Annotated in this window: 15 protein-coding genes; 6 read left to right on the top strand and 9 right to left on the bottom strand. The window is 69.2% G+C overall.

The window, feature by feature from the left end:
* Nucleotides 1–719, top strand: a 719-nt coding sequence (locus H261_RS11275; protein ID WP_008617548.1) for a Tim44 domain-containing protein, incomplete at its 5' end; no start/stop codon positions are given.
* A 61-nt stretch (nucleotides 720–780) separates the two neighbouring features.
* On the opposite strand, the gene H261_RS11270 is transcribed toward H261_RS11275, so the two are convergent.
* From H261_RS11270 to H261_RS11260, 3 genes are all read right to left on the bottom strand, one after another.
* On the bottom strand, nucleotides 781–1065 hold the full coding sequence (locus tag H261_RS11270; RefSeq protein WP_008617546.1) for a flagellar basal body L-ring protein FlgH: 285 nt from the start codon (nucleotides 1063–1065) through the stop codon (nucleotides 781–783).
* Between the two features lie 69 nt (nucleotides 1066–1134).
* On the bottom strand, nucleotides 1135–1839 hold the full coding sequence (locus H261_RS11265; protein ID WP_008617544.1) for a TetR/AcrR family transcriptional regulator: 705 nt from the start codon (nucleotides 1837–1839) through the stop codon (nucleotides 1135–1137).
* Between the two features lie 60 nt (nucleotides 1840–1899).
* Nucleotides 1900–2361: an SRPBCC family protein gene (locus H261_RS11260; protein ID WP_008617543.1), complete on the bottom strand. Its 462-nt coding sequence runs from the start codon at nucleotides 2359–2361 to the stop codon at nucleotides 1900–1902.
* Between the two features lie 103 nt (nucleotides 2362–2464).
* Here H261_RS11260 and H261_RS11255 point away from each other — a divergent pair, with 103 nt between their 5' ends.
* Nucleotides 2465–3352: a DMT family transporter gene (locus tag H261_RS11255; RefSeq protein ID WP_008617540.1), complete on the top strand. Its 888-nt coding sequence runs from the start codon at nucleotides 2465–2467 to the stop codon at nucleotides 3350–3352.
* Nucleotides 3353–3882: 530 nt separating this feature from the next.
* The gene (gene rpoH / locus H261_RS11250; RefSeq protein WP_008617538.1) at nucleotides 3883–4770 is read left to right on the top strand and encodes an RNA polymerase sigma factor RpoH; all 888 of its coding nucleotides are present in this window, start codon (nucleotides 3883–3885) and stop codon (nucleotides 4768–4770) included.
* Here the strand turns inward: rpoH and H261_RS11245 are convergent.
* From H261_RS11245 to gltX, 3 genes are all read right to left on the bottom strand, one after another.
* Nucleotides 4767–5138, bottom strand: a complete 372-nt coding sequence (locus H261_RS11245; RefSeq protein WP_008617535.1) for a cyclic nucleotide-binding domain-containing protein — start codon at nucleotides 5136–5138, stop codon at nucleotides 4767–4769. The two genes, rpoH and H261_RS11245, sit on opposite strands and share 4 nt — an antisense overlap.
* A 197-nt stretch (nucleotides 5139–5335) precedes the next feature.
* The gene (gene gltA / locus H261_RS11240) at nucleotides 5336–6652 is read right to left on the bottom strand and encodes a citrate synthase (RefSeq protein WP_008617533.1); all 1317 of its coding nucleotides are present in this window, start codon (nucleotides 6650–6652) and stop codon (nucleotides 5336–5338) included.
* A gap of 48 nt (nucleotides 6653–6700) precedes the next feature.
* Entirely contained in the window at nucleotides 6701–8134 is a 1434-nt protein-coding gene (gene gltX, locus H261_RS11235) for a glutamate--tRNA ligase (RefSeq protein WP_008617531.1), read from the bottom strand.
* A gap of 133 nt (nucleotides 8135–8267) precedes the next feature.
* Between gltX and H261_RS11230 the strand changes: the two genes are divergently transcribed.
* Nucleotides 8268–10451 carry a ComEC/Rec2 family competence protein gene (locus H261_RS11230; protein WP_008617529.1) on the top strand — a complete coding sequence of 728 codons (2184 nt, stop codon included), beginning with the start codon at nucleotides 8268–8270 and terminating at the stop codon, nucleotides 10449–10451.
* Here the strand turns inward: H261_RS11230 and H261_RS11225 are convergent.
* The 3 genes from H261_RS11225 to H261_RS11215 all read right to left on the bottom strand — a co-directional run bounded on the left by H261_RS11225 (nucleotide 10448) and on the right by H261_RS11215 (nucleotide 14024).
* Nucleotides 10448–12166: a sensor histidine kinase gene (locus H261_RS11225; RefSeq protein WP_081608908.1), complete on the bottom strand. Its 1719-nt coding sequence runs from the start codon at nucleotides 12164–12166 to the stop codon at nucleotides 10448–10450. The two genes, H261_RS11230 and H261_RS11225, sit on opposite strands and share 4 nt — an antisense overlap.
* A gap of 82 nt (nucleotides 12167–12248) precedes the next feature.
* Nucleotides 12249–12686, bottom strand: coding sequence for a bacteriohemerythrin (locus H261_RS11220; protein WP_008617517.1), 438 nt, complete (start codon nucleotides 12684–12686; stop codon nucleotides 12249–12251).
* 39 nt (nucleotides 12687–12725) lie between these two features.
* Entirely contained in the window at nucleotides 12726–14024 is a 1299-nt protein-coding gene (locus tag H261_RS11215; protein WP_152426830.1) for a D-amino acid dehydrogenase, read from the bottom strand.
* 49 nt (nucleotides 14025–14073) lie between these two features.
* Between H261_RS11215 and H261_RS11210 the strand changes: the two genes are divergently transcribed.
* Together H261_RS11210 and H261_RS11205 are read left to right on the top strand one after the other, a co-directional pair.
* A complete protein-coding gene (locus H261_RS11210; protein WP_008617514.1) occupies nucleotides 14074–15522 on the top strand; it encodes a bifunctional ADP-dependent NAD(P)H-hydrate dehydratase/NAD(P)H-hydrate epimerase in 1449 nt (482 codons plus the stop codon).
* Complete coding sequence (locus H261_RS11205; protein ID WP_008617512.1) at nucleotides 15519–16934, top strand: malonyl-CoA decarboxylase; 1416 nt, start codon at nucleotides 15519–15521, stop codon at nucleotides 16932–16934. The genes H261_RS11210 and H261_RS11205 overlap by 4 nt, the downstream gene beginning before the upstream one ends.
* Nucleotides 16935–16942 lie beyond the last annotated feature (8 nt).

The following is a 16942-nucleotide window of genomic DNA, read 5'->3' as shown; positions in this document are numbered from 1 at the left end:
GCAATCCCATGATGGCCGGTCTGGCCGGCGGCCTGCTCGGCGCCGGCATCGGCTCCATGCTGTTCGGCCATTCGCCGGCCCTGGCCGCCGCCTCCGACGCTTCGCCGGGCGCCAGCATGATGGGACTGCTGCTCCAACTGGCGATCATCGGCGGGCTGGTCTGGCTGGCCATCCGGCTGTTCCGCGGCCGTGCCGCCGCCGCCGCCGGTCCGGCCGCCCAGGGCAACCCCTACATGGCCCGCACCATGCCCGACCAGCATGTGGAGCCCGTGCTGGCCGCCGCCCCGGCCCAGCCGCGCATCGAGCGGGAATTTGACCCCTCGGGCAACGACCAGGACGCCTTCACGGAAATCCTGCTCGGCGTGCAGCAGGCGTGGAGCGACGGCAACCTGATGCAGCTGAAGCGCTTCGCCACCCCCGAGGTGGTGTCGTTCCTGTCCGAGGATTTGAGCCGCAACGCCAGCGAGGGTCTGGCCAACAAGGTGGAGAACGTCACCCTGCTGAAGGGCGATGTCAGCGAGTCGTGGAGCGAGGGCGGTTTCGACTACCTGACCGCCATCCTGACCTTCTCGTGCAACGACTACATGGTGCGCCTGGACACCGGCGCGCTGGCCGACGGCAAGCCGGATTCCGTGGTGACCCACACCGAGGCCTGGACCTTCGTGCGCAGCTCCAACGGCGGCCGCTGGCTGCTGTCGGCGGTGCAGCAGGTGCAGTAGGTTCTGACGCGGGAATGAGAAAGCCCCCGGCCTCGCGGCCGGGGGCTTTTTTCGTTCCGGCTCAGTATCCGTAGCCGCGGCCGCAGCGGAAGGCCGCCACTTCCGGCGTGATCAGGCCGCATTTCATGGGCGACCAGCTCTGGCCCAGCAGGCCGCGCACTTCCATGCCGGCGCGGCGGCACTGGCGGTCGGCGATGGCGCGGACCTCTTCCGGCTCGGACAGCCAGGTGCTGTAGCAGACATAGCTGGCCGGTCCCTCGGGCGTGTCGGGCACCAGCGGCTTGGGCGTGCTGGAGCAGGCCCCCAGGGCCAGGGTCACGGTAACGGCCAGAACTGCCTTGCGCATGCTCGAAAATCCCCCTTTGGACAGCCACCGAGAGGTAGCGTCCCTTGGGACGGCTGGCAAGGGGTTTCGCTATCCGGCCGGGGCGAGGCGCCGGTAGCTGTCGCCGACACCCGCCAGGTAGGTCCGCACCAGTTCGGTGAAGACCGGCCCCAGGTCTGGCGGGGTCTGGGCGTGATAGACCCAGCGGCGCACTCCCACATAGGCGATGGCGCCGTGCAGCCCGGCCGCCATCTCGATCTCCTCGAGGCTGATCGGAGCGTCGGTCCCGATTCCCAGTTCGGCCCGCAATTCCCGGCACAGCGGCACGAACAGCTGGTCGCGCACATGCAGCATGTAGCGGCTGGCGATGGAGCCGTCCTTGAGGCCGGCGAACATGAACAGCCGCACCCGCTCGTAGCTGAAATTGGCCCTGGTATAGGCCAGGTAGAAATCGGTCAGCCGGTCCACCAGGGGGCGCGAGCGGTCCTGGAGCGTCTCCAGCCAGGCGGGCTCCCAGGCGTTGAGGAAGACTTCCTTGTAGACCCGCTCGATCAGGGCGTCCTTGTCGGGGAAATAGCGATAGAGCAGCGGCTGGGTGACTCCCAGGCGGTCGGCCAGGGCGCGGGTCTGCCCCTCGAACCCCACCTCGGCGAAAAAGCGGATGGCTTCCGCGATGATCAGCTTTTCCCGCTCCTTGCGGGGCAGGCGGCGGCGGACCCTGTCGTCGGAAGGGATTGGATGGGGGCGTTCCCGGTTAAAGGCCGGAGCAAGGCCGGCAGCGCTGCTATCCATCATCCCACCCCCCTCTACGTCAAGTCATGACGTATTGTGACAGAATGTATTACGTAGCGATCCCTACTCTGAACCGCAATCGGGTTGCGACCCGAGTTTAGTATTCAACCGCAAAAAAAACTCGTTGGCGGTCTTCACGGCGAAGCCATGCAGCAGCCTTCCCCCCACCGAGGCGAGCCGCCCGCCGATCTCGCCCGCCGCCTTCCAGCGCAGCAGGGTGGCCGTACCGTCGTCGTCCAGGAGAACATGGGCCGAGCCGGAGACGAAGCCGGCGATGCCGCCCTGTCCCTGGCCTTTCAGGGTATAGGACCGAGCCTCGACCACGTCGGCCAGGGTCAGGAGACCGGAAAAGCGGGCGGCCAGGGCGCCGACCTTGAACGCCACGGTGGCGGCGTAGAGTCCCGGCCCGGTGGCGTCCAGCTTCTCGCAGCCCGGAATGCAGGCGGCCAGCAGGGCCGGATCGTTGAGGGCCTGCCAGACCCGGGCGCGGGGCGCCTCGATGCGGTGCTCTCCATCGAAATCCACGGGCTTTCTCCTCTGGGGGTCGGAAGTGGTGGATCATGCCATGGACGGCGTGGCAAAGTCTGCGCCCGGAGAATTGGGTCCGGAAAACGGGTAGGACCGGAAGATGCGCGCGGCTATCCTGATGGTCCTGCTGGTTCTGGTATGGGGCGGCAACTGGCCGATCATGAAGATGGGGCTGACCCATATCCAGCCCCTGTGGTTCTGCACCTTCCGCCTTGCCCTGGGGCTGGCCTGCATGGTGGCCATCCTGGTGCCCATGGGCCGGCTGCGGCCGCCGCCCCGGGGGGATTGGCCGGTCCTCTTTTCGCTGGGCCTGCTCAGCATGGCGCTGTTCATGGTGCTGACCAACCTGGCCCTGCTGGTGGTGCCGGCCGGGCGCTCGGCCATCCTCGCCTATACCACGCCCCTGTGGGTGGCGCCGGGCGCCGCCCTGTTCCTGGGGGAGAGGCTGACGCGCGGGCGTCTGGCCGGGCTGCTGCTCGGCCTGGGCGGCATCGTGGTGCTGTTCAATCCGCTTTCCTTCGACTGGAGCGACCGCGAGGCGGTGACCGGCAACCTGATGCTGCTGGCGGCGGCCCTGATCTGGGCGGCGGCCATCCTGCACGTGCGCGGCCATCGCTGGTGCGCGCCGCCCCTGGAGCTCGCCCCCTGGCAGATGCTGATCGGACTGGTGCCGTTGGCGGCGGCGGCGGCGGTCTTCGAGGGGGCGCCCCGGCCCGACGGCAGTTTCGAACTGGCCTGGACCCTGGGCTATAACGGTATCCTGGCCACCGCCTTCGCCTTCTGGGCGGCGGTGACGGTCAACCGGCTCCTGCCGGCGCTGACGGTGTCCCTCGGCTTTCTCGGGGTGCCGGCCTTCGGGCTGGTGATTTCGGCACTGGTGCTGGGCGAGGGGATGTCGCCGGCCAATCTCGGCGGGCTGGCCCTGATCATCGGCGGGGTGGCGGTGGTCGCCGTGGCCGGGGCGCGGGAGCGTCGCCCCCCCAACTGAGGCGGACATGGCCTGAAACGGACAACCCCGCCCCGGCAGGGAGGGCGGGGCGGGGTCCGTATACTCCCGCCATCCAGAGGGGGAGGGCGGGAGCCTTGCCTTTTGTTCGTCCGAGGCGGGAGGGGGAGGCCTCTTCGCCGAGGGAGGAGTCCATCATGACTCAATTTCCGCCGAATGGATTCGCCGGTTCGGAATGGCCGCCATGCAGCCGGCGAAGACCGCCACAATCACGCCATGATCGGCTGCTTAGCTGTTCCGGTGAGCAGCGGCGGGGCGGTTTCCCGCCCCTTGATTTCAGCCGGGCCTTGTCGCCATAATGGTGACGGTGGAATCGGTCGGTGCCCGAATGGGGCCGAAGCGATCACCGGATCGGGGTGCTGTCGCCAGGACGGGCTCCGGGTCATGTTGCTCAGAGGAGGATATGACGATGCGTATCGAGATGCAGTGCTTCGACTAGCGGTCTTTTCCGGTTCTCGAACGTTTCCCGGCGCGTTGGACGCCAGGAAAACACCAACTGGAGGGATCAGATCATGTCGGTAGCCAAATTTCCGGTCGTCGCCGGTGACGACGGCCTTGCCAAATACCTCAGGGACATCAAGGAATTCCCCGTCCTCGCGCCCGAGGAGGAATTCATGCTGGCCAAGCGTCTGGCGGATTACGGCGACACGGACGCCGCCCACCGCCTGGTGACCAGCCATCTGCGCCTGGTCGCCAAGATCGCGCTGGGCTATCGCCATTACGGTCTGCCGGTGGCCGACCTGATCAGCGAGGGCAATATCGGCCTGATGCGGGCGGTCAAGAAATTCGAGCCCGACCGCGGCTTCCGTCTGGCCACCTACGCCATGTGGTGGATCAAGGCCTCGCTCAACGAGTTCGTGCTGAACTCGTGGTCCATGGTCAAGATCGGCACTCTGGCGGCCCAGAAGAAGCTGTTCTTCAACCTGCGGCGCATCAAGTCGCGGCTGCGGCTGCTGGAGGCGGGCGACCTGCCGCCCGAGCATGTGGCCGGCATCGCCCGCGAACTGGACGTGGACGAGCGCGACGTCATCGCCATGAACCGCCGCATGGCGGGGCGCGATTCCTCGCTCAACACCCCCGTCGGCGAGGGGGGAACCGAGATTCAGGACCTGATGGCCGACGAGGCCGACAATCAGGAAACCGCCCTGGCCAAGCACGAGGAACTGTCCAAGGGCCGGGTGCTGATCGCCCGGGCGCTGGATACGCTGACCGAGCGCGAGCGCGAGGTGTTCATCGAACGCCGCCTGCGCGACGAGCCGTTGACCCTGGAGGAACTGGGCGGCCGCTACGGCGTCTCGCGCGAGCGGATCCGCCAGATCGAGGTCAAGGCCTTCGAGAAGGTGCGCGATCTGGTGCAGGCCGGCTTCCTGCCGGCGCCGATGGCGGCGGTGCGGGCTTAATTCGCGGCGGGGGAGTCCGGTTTGGATTCCCCCAGCTTGCCGGCCATGGACCGGACGTTCTGGACCAGGATTCCCAGCAGCTTGATCACGAAGGGATCGACGCCCTTCAGCTTGGCGTCGACCATGGCGCGGGGGATGACGATCAGCGTCGTCTCGGTCCTGGCCCGCGCCGAGGCCATGCGCGGCGCCCCGTCGATCAGGGCCATTTCGCCGAAGATGGTGTTGGCGCTCAGTTCGGCGATCACCGTCTCGCCCCTCAGCAGTTCCACCGCGCCGGTCTGGATGATGAAGGCCTGGTCGCCGCTGTCGCCTTCCTTGAAGACGAAGCTGCCCGGGTGGACCACGCGGCGGTCGAGGAAGTTCATCATGGCGGCGGTTCCTGAATCTGGCCTACCGCCAGCCTGACATACTTACGACGAGGAGCGCCAGGGCGGAGATGACCAGGGCCGCCGCCGCCATCAGCAGGCGCCGGCGGGCGTCGGGGTGAAGATTGTCGTTGGCGGGGCGTGGAATCCTTTGGGGCGGCGCCTTGCTGCGCCGCCCCTCGGAATGTTTCGGCCCTGTCTCAGCCACGCTTGTGCAGCGGGATGAAATCCCGCTGCGGCGCGCCGATGTACAGCTGGCGCGGCCGGCCGATCTTCTGGTCGGGATCGGTCAGCATCTCGTTCCACTGGGCGATCCAGCCCACGGTACGGGCCAGGGCGAACAGGCAGGTGAACACCTGGGTGGGGATGCCCATGGCGCGGAAGATGATGCCCGAATAGAAGTCCACGTTCGGGAACAGCTTGCGGCTGACGAAGTAATCGTCCTCCAGGGCGATGCGCTCCAGCTCCATGGCCAGCTTCAGCAGCGGCTCGTCATGGACGCCCAGCTCGCTCAGCACCTCGTGGCAGGTCTTCTGCATGATCTTGGCGCGCGGGTCGTAGTTCTTGTAGACCCGGTGGCCGAAGCCCATCAGGCGGAAGGGATCGTCCTTGTCCTTGGCCTTCTTGATGAACTCGGGGATGCGGTCCACCGAGCCGATTTCGTGCAGCATCTGCAGCACGGCCTCGTTGGCGCCGCCATGGGCGGGACCCCACAGCGAGGCGATGCCGGCGGCGATGCAGGCGAAGGGGTTGGCGCCCGACGAACCGGCCAGACGGACGGTGGAGGTCGAGGCGTTCTGCTCGTGGTCGGCGTGCAGGATCAGGATGCGGTCCATGGCGCGGGCCAGGACCGGGCTGACCTTGTATTCCTCGCAGGGCGTCGCGTACATCATGTGCAGGAAGTTCTCGGCGTAGGAGAGCTTGTTCTGCGGGAACATGAAGGGCTGGCCCTGGGCGTACTTGTAGGCCCAGGCGACGATGGTCGGCATCTTGGCCACCAGGCGGTAGCTGGCCACCATGCGGTGGTGCGGATCGTTGATGTCGATGGAATCGTGGTAGAAGGCGGCCATGGCGCCGACCACGCCGCACAGCACGGCCATGGGGTGCGAGTCGCGGCGGAAGCCGCGGAAGAAGAAGTTGATCTGCTCGTGCACCATGGAATGGTGGGCGATGTCGAACTCGAACTTGGTCTTCTGCTCGGCGTTGGGCAGTTCGCCCTTGAGGATCAGATAGGCCACTTCCAGGAACGAGCAATTCTCGGCCAGATCGGCGATGGCGAAGCCGCGGTGCAGCAGCACGCCGGCGTCGCCGTCGATATAGGTGATGGCCGATTTGCACGAGCCGGTGGACATGTAGCCGGGGTCATAGGTGAAGATGTCCTGGCTGGCGTAAAGGGAGCGGATATCCGCCACCTTGGGGCCGATTGAGCCGGACAGCAGCGGGAATTCCGTGGTCTTGCCGGTGCTGTTGTTGATCAGCGTGACGGATTCCTTGGGAGCCTTGTTCTCGTTCGTCATGTCTTCATACCCCGTGGTCTACTTCACTGTTTAAACCTTCCGGCGACCTCAGGCCGCCGATGATTCCGTGGGCCGGGTCCCGCCGAGGGCGTCCTCGATGCGGCCCAGCGATTCCTCGCGGCCCAGCACCTCCATCACCTCGAAGATGGGCGGCGAGACCGAGGAACCGGCAAGCGCCGCCCGCAAGGGCTGGGCGATCTTGCCGAGCTTCTGCCCGCGCGCCTCGGCGAGGCGGCGCGCGGCGTCCTCGAGAGTGTCGCGCGTCCAGGATTCCAGTCCTTTGACTTCGGTCCTGTAGGCGGCGAGATCGGCGATCGCGGTTTCGTCCGCCATGGTCCTGGCGGCCTTCTCGTCCAGGGCAAGCGGGCGCCCGGCGACGTAGAACAGGGCCGAATCGGCCAGTTCCAGCATGGTCTTGGCCCGCTCCTTCAGCCCGGTCATGCCGGTGCGCAGGCGGGCGACGGCCTTGCCGCTCAGCACCGTGCCGGTCTTGGCCTCCAGCAGGGGGACCAGCAACCCGGTCAGGCGGCCGTCATCGGCGTCGCGCATATAATGGCCGTTGAGGTTGGTCAGCTTGACGAAGTCGAAGCGCGACGGCGAGCGGCCCACCGAGTCCAGGTTGAACCACTCGATGGCCTGCCCGGTGGAGATGATCTCGTCGTCGCCGTGGCTCCAGCCCAGGCGCAGCAGGTAGTTGCGCATGGCCTCGGGCAGGAAGCCCATGTCGCGGTAGGCGTCCACGCCCAGCGCGCCGTGGCGCTTGGACAGCTTGGCGCCGTCCGCGCCGTGGATCAGCGGGATGTGGGCGAAGGTGGGAACCTCCCAGCCGCAGGCCTTGTACAGCTGGTACTGGCGGAAGGCGTTGGTCAGGTGGTCGTCGCCGCGGATGACGTGGGTGATGCCCATGTCGTGGTCGTCCACCACCACCGACAGCATGTAGGTCGGCGTGCCGTCGGCGCGCAGCAGCACCATGTCGTCCAACTGGTCGTTGGCGACGCGCACGTCGCCCTGGACCAGGTCGGCGATGATGGTCTCGCCCTCGTTCGGGGCCTTGAGGCGCACCACGAAGGGGACGCCCTCGGGCGCCTCGGAGGCGGCGCGGTCGCGCCAGATGCCGGGATAGCGCATGGGCAGGCCCTTGGCGCGCTGGTCCTCGCGGATGGCGGTCAGTTCGTCCTGGCTGCAATAGCAGCGATAGGCCTTGCCCTCGTCCAGCAATCGCCGCGCCACCTCGGCGTGGCGGCCGGCGCGGGCGAACTGCATCACCGCCTCGCCGTCCCAGTCGAGACCCAGCCACCGGATGCCGTCGAAGATGGCTTCCACCGCCGCCTCGGTCGAGCGGGCGCGGTCGGTATCCTCGATGCGCAGCAGGAACTTGCCGCCGAAGTGACGGGCGAACAGCCAGTTGAACAGGGCGGTGCGCCCTCCGCCAATGTGGAGGAAGCCGGTGGGCGAGGGGGCGAAGCGGGTGACGACGGTCATGACGGTGCTTTCGGCGTCCTTTATGCCGAGGGGGACAAGGCTGCCTGTGTAGCATATCTTTATGCCCCTGACAGCCCGGTGTTGGGGGTGGATGGCAAAAAACCCGCCCGATTGGATAGGGGTTTTCCCGACCGTGCGCTCCGGATCGGACGCGGCGGCGGATTTCCTGCGCGCGATGGGAGAACGCCTGCTGGCCGAGCGCGGGCGCTGGCCCCTTTGGCTGCCGGTTTTCCTGGGAATGGGCATCGGCCTCTACTTCGCCCTCCCCGCCGAACCCCCGGTATTCTGGGGGGCGGGGGGCGTGGCGGCGGCCGGGGCGGGGCTGGTCCTGGCGCGGCGGCGTTCGCTGCCGTTGCTGATGGCCGCCGCGTGCCTGCTGGCCGTGGCCTTGGGCTTCGCCGTGACCCAGGGACGTTCGCTGCGTCTGGCCGCCCCGGTGGTGGAGCGGCCCACCGGCGCCCTGATGCTCGACGGCGTGGTGGTGGAGGTGGAAGCCCTGCCCGACGGCGGCAGCCGCCTGACACTGGACCGGGTGGCGCACGACCGCGACGACGTGGCGGTGCCGCTTAAGGCCCGCATCAAGGCCAGGGCCGGTCTTTCCTCGGCGAGTGTGGGCGACCGGGTGCGGGTGCGCGCCATGCTGATGCCGCCGCCCCAGCCCGCCATGCCCGGCGCCTTCGACTTCGCCCGCTTCGCCTGGTTCCGGCAATTGGGAGCCATGGGCACCGCCCTCGGCCCGGTGGCGGTGATCGAACCCGACGCGGCCGGCGGTTGGCGCTCGGGTCTTGCCGTCGCCATCAACGCGATCCGTCAGGCGCTGTCCTCGCGCATCCTCGAGGCTCTGCCGGGCGACCGGGGGGCGGTGGCGGCGGCGCTGGTCACCGGCGACCAGATGCCCATCTCGGCCCCCATGATGCAGGCCTACCGCGATTCCGGGCTGGCTCACATCCTGTCCATCTCCGGCCTGCACATCACCATGGCGGCCGGACTGGTCTTCGTCGGCCTGCGCGCCCTGCTGGCCCTGTTTCCGGCGGTGGCGCTGCGCTATCCCATCAAGAAGTGGGCGGCGGCCCTGGCCATCCTGTGCGCCGGCTTCTACACCCTGCTGGCCGGGGCGCCGGTGCCGGCCCAGCGCTCGTTCTTCATGACCGGGCTGGTGCTGGTGGCGGTGTTGCTGGACCGCATGGCGCTGTCCATGCGGCTGGTGGCCTGGGCGGCCCTGGTGATCATGCTGTGGGCGCCGGAAGAGGTGATCGGCCCCAGCTTCCAGATGTCCTTCGCCGCCGTGGTGGCCATGATCGCCGCCTACGAGACCCTGACGCCCAGGCAGGGGGCGTGGCGGGCCGAACATCCCGGCCCTCTCCCCGCCATCGGCCTCTATCTCCTGGGCGTGGTGCTGTCCACCCTGATCGCCGGCTTCGCCACGGCGGTCTACGGCATCTTCCACTTCAACCGCTTCGCCGTGTGGTCGGTGGCCGCCAACATGATCGCCGTGCCGCTGACCGGCTTCTGGGTGATGCCCTGGGCGCTGGCCATGTTCCTGCTGCTGCCCTTTGGCCTGGAGGCGCTGGCCCTGGTGCCCATGGGCTGGGGCGTCGAGGGCGTCAACCGGGTGGCGGCGTGGGTGGCGTCGTGGCCCAGTTCGGCGGTGACGCTGCCCATTCTGCCGCTGTGGGCCATGGTGGCGTTCACCCTGGGCGGGTGCTGGCTGTGCCTGTGGCGGGGGACGTGGCGGTGGTGGGGGGTACTGCCCATGGCGGTGGCCCTGGCCTCCATGGCTTTCGCCCGCCCGCCCGACCTGCTGGTGGACGGGCGCGGCGAGGGGATGGCGTTGCGTACGGCCGAGGGGGCGTTGCTGCTCAACGGCAAGGGCGGGCGGATTCTCAAGGACACCTGGAGCCGCCGCGCCGGGCCGGAGGCGGCGGAGCGCTGGCCGAAGAAAAGTTCGTCGCGGGACGGACGGCTGCGCTGCGATGAATCGGGGTGTTTGTGGCGGGCGGACGGAAGGGTGGTGGCCCTGGTCAGGGACGAGGACAACCCCGAGAAGGCCTGCGCCGGGGCCGACATCGTGGTGAGCAGCGTGCCGCTGCGCGGCACCTGCCGGGGGGCCAGGGTGCTGATCGACCGTTTCGACCTGTGGCGGCGCGGGCCGTATGTCCTGTGGCTGGAGCCGGGCGGGGTGCGGGTGGAGACCGTGGCCGGCTGGCAGGGCGACCGCCCCTGGTCCTGGCGTCCCCATCCCCGCAGGAAGGCCAAGGCCTTGCCGCAGACCGCCCCGCGCGGGCCGGAGGAACGGAAGGACGAGGAGGAGGATTAATCCCCGCTGGCGTCGCGGGCGGTGAAGAAGAAGGTGGAGCCTTCGCCCGGCTTGGATTCGACCCAGATGCGGCCGCCCAGGCGGGTGACGATGCGCTGGCAGAGCGCCAGGCCGATGCCGGTGCCCTCATAGGCGGAATCGGCGTGCAGGCGCTGGAAGATGACGAAGATGCGCTCGAAATGCTCGGGCTCGAGGCCGATGCCGTTGTCCTTGACCGCCATGCGCCAGATGGTGCCGGACAGCCGGACCGCCTCGATGCGGATATCCGGCTTGCGCTCGGGGTGGCGGTATTTGATCGCGTTGCCCAGCAGGTTCTGGAACAGGCTGGACAGCTGGCTCTCGTCGGCCAGGATGGTCGGCAGGCCGCCGACCGTGACGGTGGCGCCGCTTTCCTCGATCACCGCCTTGAGATTGCTGACGGCGATGTCGGCGGCGCGCGCCGCCGAAACCGGCTGCAGCGGCTTGGCCTGGCTGTTGATGCGCGAGTAGTGCAGCAGGTCGGTGATCAGCCGGTACATGCGCTTGGTGCCGGCGGTGAGGAAGGCAATGTACTCGTTGGCCTCCTCGTCCAGCTTGTCGCGGTAGCGGCGGTCCAGCATCTGGGCATAGCCGGTGATGACCCGCAGCGGCGTCTTCAGGTCGTGGGACGCCACATAGGCGAAACGCTCCAGGTCGGCATTGGAGCGTTCCAGCAGTTCGGCGGTGGCGCGGCTGGCCCGCTCGGCCTCGGCCAGGCGGCGGTTGCGCCCCTCCATCACCAGCACGAGAAAGGCGAAGGCCAGGGCGGTCAGGGTGAACAGGGTGGTTTCGACGATCTCGGAGCGCTTGGCGCCATCCAGCCCGGCGGCAAGGTCGGAATCGGCGAAACCGATCACCACCACCAGGGGGTGATCGGCCAGGCGCTTGTACAGGAAGGTGCGCTCGACGCCGTCCAGCAGCGAGCGCTTGCGGAACCGGCCTTCCGCCCGGGCCTCGGCGTCGCTCCAGATCTGCAGCGACCCCATGGGGGCCGCGTCGGCCACCGGTGGCGGCTGGCGGGCGATCAGCTTGCGGTCCAGGCTGAAGATGGCGGCGGACGAGTTCGGTCCCAGGGTCATGTCCCGGTAGAAGGCGGCGATCTGGCTGGAATGGACGTCGAGCATGACGATTCCGGCCAGTTCCTTGCCGTTCAGCAGCGGCCGGGCCACGTGGAAGTATTGCTGGTCGCCCACCGTGCTGTGATTGGCCGCGCCGATCAGGAGATCATCGCGGGCGGCATTGCGGAAGTGGAGGAACACCGGCTGGTCGGACAGATCGGCGCCCCGGATCAGGGCGGGATTGCTGCTGAACGTCACCCGCCCGCGCCGGTCGAGGACGGTCAGGGTGCTGGAATAGAGCCCCGACCGGGGCGGCGCGATCCGGTCGAGGAAGCGGCCGAGATGATCGCCGCCTTCCTGTTCGACGAAGTGGCGGGCCGAGCGCAGGTAAAGGTCGGCCAGGTCGAACAGGCGAATGGTGTGGGTCTCGAAGGACAGCAGGATCTTGCGCGCCTGCAATTCGGCGAAGTCGTGGCGCTCGCGCTCCAGTTCACTGATATTGTTGAGGATCACGCCGGTATAGGCGCCGATCGCCGCCAGGGTGGCGACGACGATTCCCACCGGGCGCAACCTTATGCCGCGAGGCTTTTCCCCCTCGGCCTGCCCTGCCTCGTGATTGCCGCGGAAGATCTGGAACAACGATGGTCTGCCTGTGGCGATGGCGGGGGGTGACGCCACGGACGTGGCGGGGGCCTGAGCTTATCGCGGAATTCTTCCCCTGTCACGGGCGAGCCCGGGCCGGCTGGTGCGGCGGATGGTGTGGCATGTAGCGGCGCAGCATGACGTCGCTCTGGACCATGTGGTGCGACACCCAGTCCTTGATCAGCCCGGCCAGGTCCTGGAGCAGCTGCCCGTGATCGGCCTTGTGGGGCATGGCCTGATACTGGTTCTGGATGCCGGCCAGCCGGTCGAGCAGCACGCGGTGTTCACGGTGATGGGCGTCGAGGAAGGGGAACGAGGATTCGCGCTGGACCTTTTCCTCGCGGCTGAAATTGATGGCGGCCTGATCGTAGAGGCCGGTCAGGAACAGTCCGATGGCGGTGTCTGGCCCCGACTGGCGGAGCGCGGTCTCGAACTGGTTGATATGGGCGATGAACTGCTTCTGGGCCTTGTCGATCTCGGCATGCCCGGTACTCATCGCCTCGCGCCACACCAACATCACTGCCTCCGAGCGTGACGGTCACGCCCATGCCCTGGGTTAGAAATAGGATGCGAACCGTTCCATGCCCAGCCCATCCATACCGATGTCGGGTTGCAGCCCCGACACAAGGTCGGCGATGACCCGGCCCGAACCGCAGGACATGGTCCAGCCCAGGGTGCCGTGCCCGGTGTTCAGCCACAGGTTGCGGAACGGCGTGGCGCCCAGCAGCGGCACGCTGTCCGGGGTGACCGGGCGCAGGCCGGCCCAGGGTTCGGCCCGTTCGAAATCGCCGCCGTCGGGGAACAGCCGGCGGGCGTTGTCGAGGATCAGGCGGGCGCGGACCGGGTTGAGCGAGCGGTCGTAGCCGGTCATCTCGGCGGTGCCGGCGGCGCGCAGGCGGTCGCCCAGGCGGGAATAGACCATCTTGTGCTCGTCGTCGGTGATGGAGACGAAGGGGGCGCCGGCATGGTTGGCCACCGGCACGGTCACCGAATAGCCCTTGGCCGGGACGATGGGCAGCCTGAGTCCCAGGGGGCGGGCCAACAGCGGGCTGTCGCAGCCGGCGGCCAGGACGTAGGAATCGCCGGCGATGAGCCCCTGGGCCGTGGCGAGGCCGCTCACCCGGTCGCCGTCGCGGACCAGCCCCTCGATCGGCACGGACCAGCGGAACTCGACGCCCCTGGCCTCGGCCAGCGCCGCCAGCCCGCGGGTGAACTTGTGGGCGTCGCCGCTTTCGTCGTCGGGGGTGTGGATGCCGCCGGCCAGTTCCCCCCGCACGGCGGCCAGGGCGGGCTCGATGGTCACGCATTCGTCGGGAGTCCTGGGCTGGCGGCGCAGCCCGTGGCGGATCATCACCTCGGCGGCGCGGCAGGCGTGCTCGAACTCGGCGCCGTCGCGGTAGACGTGGAGGATGCCCCGGACCTGCTGGTCGTAGTCGATGCCGGTCTCGGCCCGCAATTCGCCCAGGCAGGCGCGGGAGTAAAGGGCGACCCGCAGGGTGCGTTCGGTGTTGATCTCGGCGTGCGAACGGGGACAGTTGGCCAGGAAGCGCAGCCCCCAGGCCCACAGCGCCGGGTCCCAGCGGTTCCAGCGGAACAGCAGCGGGGCGTCCTCGCGGCCCAGCCATTTCAGCACCTTGGGCAGGACGGAGGGGTTGGCCCACGGCTCGGCATGGCAGGGCGAGATCTGGCCGCCGTTGGCGAAGCTGGTTTCCAGCCCGGCGCCCTCGCGCCGGTCGACCACGGTCACCTCGTGACCGGCCTTGGCGAGATACCAGGCGCTGGCGGTGCCGACCACCCCGGCCCCGATGACGACGACCTTCACTTGCGTCCTCCCTGCGAGCCCTGAACACTTAATCCAGCCGCTCCGCGTTGGCAAATGGGCAGTTGCGCATTACCCTTGTGGAATGAACGACGAAATCCTCAGTGTCGAGCAGATGTACCGGGCCGACCGCCTCGCCATGGCGGCCGGAATCGGGGGCGAGCGGCTGATGGAGGCCGCCGGCCGGGCGGTGGCCGCCACGGCGCGGCGCCTGCTGCCGCGGGGCCGCATCGCCATCCTGTGCGGTCCGGGCAACAACGGCGGCGACGGCTTCGTGGCGGCGCGGCTGCTGCGCCGCCAGGGCTGGGCGGTGCGTCTCGGCCTGCTGGGTGGGGTGGACGTCCTCGGAGGCGATGCCGCCCGCATGGCCGGGCGGTGGACCGGGCCGGTCGAGCCCCTGGGCCCCGCCCTCCTCGACGGCTGCGTGGGGGTGATCGACGCCCTGTTCGGCGCCGGCCTGTCCCGGCCGCCGGAGGGCGCCGCCCGCGCGGTGATCGTGGAAATCGCCCGGCGCAACCTGCCGGTGGTGGCCGTCGATGTTCCCTCCGGCGTGCACGGCGACAGCGGCGCGGTGCAGGGCCTTGCGCCGGACTGCGTCGCCACCGTGACCTTCTTCCGCCCCAAGCCCGGTCATTGCCTGCTGCCCGGGCGGCTCAAATGCGGCGAACTGGTGGTGGCCGACATCGGCATTCCCGATTCGGTGCTGGACGACATCGCCCCCAGCCTCCGCCGCAACGGGCCGGGGGCCTGGGCGCTGCCCGGCATCGAGCCCGGCGGGTACAAGTATTCCCGTGGCCATGCCCTGATCCTGGGCGGGGCGGAGATGACCGGCGCCGCCCGGCTGGCGGCCCGCGCCGCCCGCCGGGCCGGGGCCGGGCTGGTCACCGTGGCGGCGCCGCCCGAGGCGCTGGGCATCTACCGCGCCGGCGACCCCGGCCTGCTGGTGGTTCCGTCCGAACCCTTCGCGGCCCTGCTGGCCGACGGACGGCGCAACGCCCTGCTGCTGGGGCCGGGCGGCGGGGTGGGCGAGGTCCTGGCGGGCAAGGTGCTGGCCGCCCTGGCCACCGGGCGTGCCTGCGTGCTGGACGCCGACGCCCTGACCAGCTTCGAGGGGCGGGGCGACGATCTGTTCCGGCATCTGTCGGACCGGGTGGTGCTCACCCCCCATGACGGCGAGTTCCGCCGGCTGTTCGGCGCGGTGGCGGGCAGCCGGCTGGAGCGGGCGCGGCACGCCGCGCGGGTTTCGGGGGCGGTGGTGCTGCTCAAGGGGCCGGACACCGTGGTGGCCCATCCCGACGGGCGGGCCGCCATCACCACCGACGCGCCGCCCACCCTGGCCACCGCCGGCTCGGGCGACGTGCTGGCCGGGCTGATCGCCGGGCTGCTGGCCCAAGGGATGGAGCCCTTCCAGGCGGCCTCGGCCGCCGCCTGGCTGCACGGGCGGGCGGCAACCATCATCGGCCCCGGACTGATCGCCGAGGATCTGCCCGAGGCGCTTCCTGCAATCCTGGCCGAGATGGGGAGACGCCCATGAATGAAGTCCAGACCACGGCCGCCACCCTGCTGTCCCGGCTGAAGGGAGTATGGCGCGACATCGCCGGATCGGACGGGGCGGGCAAGGTGCCGGCCCTGGCGCCCGGCCTGCCCGCTTCCGACCTGGAGCGGCTGCGCGCCCAGATGGAGGCCTGCCTGTCGGCCAAGGGCGGCGAGGTGTCGGCCCGCGCCCGGGCGGCGGCTCTCGGCCGCGCCTATCTGTCGCTGTCGGCCGAGGGGCGGGTGCGCTTCCTGGACTTGCTGGCCGGCGGGTTCGGGCCGGATCGCGGCGCGGTGGACGCGGCGGCGGTGGCCCTGGCCTCGGCGGAGGGCGACGCGGCCCGCAGCCGCGCCGAGATGGAGCTGCGCCAGGCGCTGGAACCGCCGCGGGTAAAGCTGCTGACCCAGTTCAACGCCCTGCCCGAGGGCGTCAAGTTCCTGGTGGACATGCGGGCCGAGCTGATGGGCCTGAGCCGCGAGCATCCCGGCCTGGGGCCGCTGGAGGCCGATCTGAAGGGGCTGCTGGCCTCGTGGTTCGACGTGGGTTTCCTGGTGCTGGAGCGCATCACCTGGCGCTCGCCGGCCGCCGTGCTGGAAAAGATCATGGAATACGAGGCGGTGCACGCCATCCAGGGCTGGGCCGATCTCAAGAACCGCCTGGATTCCGACCGGCGGCTCTATGCCTTCTTCCATCCGCGCATGCGCGACGAGCCGCTGATCTTCGTCGAGGTGGCCCTGGTCCGGGACATGGCCGGCAACGTCCAGGACCTGCTGGACCCCACCGCGCCGCTGGGCGACGTCGACAAGGCCGACACCGCCATCTTCTATTCCATCAACAACGCCCAGCGCGGCCTGGCGGGGATCAGTTTCGGCAACTTCCTGATCAAGCGGGTGGTGGACGACCTGTCGCGCGAGTTCAAGCAGATCAGGGCCTTCGCCACCCTGTCGCCCATCCCCGGCTTCCGCCGCTGGCTGGAGGGCCGTCTGACCGAGGGCGAGCCGGGGCTGCTGACGCCGGCCGAGCACAAGGCCCTGACCCGGGTGGGCGGCATGGGGGCCAAGGGCAGCCTCAAGGCCCTGCTGGCCGAGCCCGACTGGACGGCGGAGCCGCTGCTGGCCGAGGCGCTGGAGGGGCCGCTGACCCGTCTGGCCGCTCGCTACCTGACCCGCGAGAAGCGTCCCGACGGCGTGGCGGCGCTCGACCCGGTGGCCCATTTCCACCTGTCGAACGGAGCGCGGGTCGAACGGATCAACTGGATGGCCGACATGTCGGCCAACGGCCTCAACCAGTCGGCGGGGCTGATGGTCAACTATCTCTATGACTTGGGCGACATCGACGCCAACCACGAGGCCTATTCGGCCAGCGGCAAGGTGGCGGCGTCGGGACGGGTCAAGGCGCTGGCGAAGGGATAGGGGAGGGG

The sequence above is a fragment of the Paramagnetospirillum caucaseum genome, assembly GCF_000342045.1.
GTDB classification, from domain to species: domain Bacteria; phylum Pseudomonadota; class Alphaproteobacteria; order Rhodospirillales; family Magnetospirillaceae; genus Phaeospirillum; species Phaeospirillum caucaseum.
The sequence above is the reverse complement of the archived record's forward strand: the minus strand, read 5'-3'. Positions and strand labels throughout refer to the sequence as shown.

Bases quoted from the DNA above. Each gene is read 5' to 3' on its own strand.
- H261_RS11270 (WP_008617546.1), bottom strand. From the start codon at position 1,065: ATGCGCAAGGCAGTTCTGGCCGTTACCGTGACCCTGGCCCTGGGGGCC.
- H261_RS11265 (WP_008617544.1), bottom strand. From the start codon at position 1,839: ATGATGGATAGCAGCGCTGCCGGCCTTGCTCCGGCCTTTAACCGGGAA.
- H261_RS11255 (WP_008617540.1), top strand. From the start codon at position 2,465: ATGCGCGCGGCTATCCTGATGGTCCTGCTGGTTCTGGTATGGGGCGGC.
- rpoH (WP_008617538.1), top strand. From the start codon at position 3,883: ATGTCGGTAGCCAAATTTCCGGTCGTCGCCGGTGACGACGGCCTTGCC.
- H261_RS11245 (WP_008617535.1), bottom strand. From the start codon at position 5,138: ATGATGAACTTCCTCGACCGCCGCGTGGTCCACCCGGGCAGCTTCGTC.
- gltA (WP_008617533.1), bottom strand. From the start codon at position 6,652: ATGACGAACGAGAACAAGGCTCCCAAGGAATCCGTCACGCTGATCAAC.
- gltX (WP_008617531.1), bottom strand. From the start codon at position 8,134: ATGACCGTCGTCACCCGCTTCGCCCCCTCGCCCACCGGCTTCCTCCAC.
- H261_RS11220 (WP_008617517.1), bottom strand. From the start codon at position 12,686: ATGTTGGTGTGGCGCGAGGCGATGAGTACCGGGCATGCCGAGATCGAC.
- H261_RS11210 (WP_008617514.1), top strand. From the start codon at position 14,074: ATGAACGACGAAATCCTCAGTGTCGAGCAGATGTACCGGGCCGACCGC.
- H261_RS11205 (WP_008617512.1), top strand. From the start codon at position 15,519: ATGAATGAAGTCCAGACCACGGCCGCCACCCTGCTGTCCCGGCTGAAG.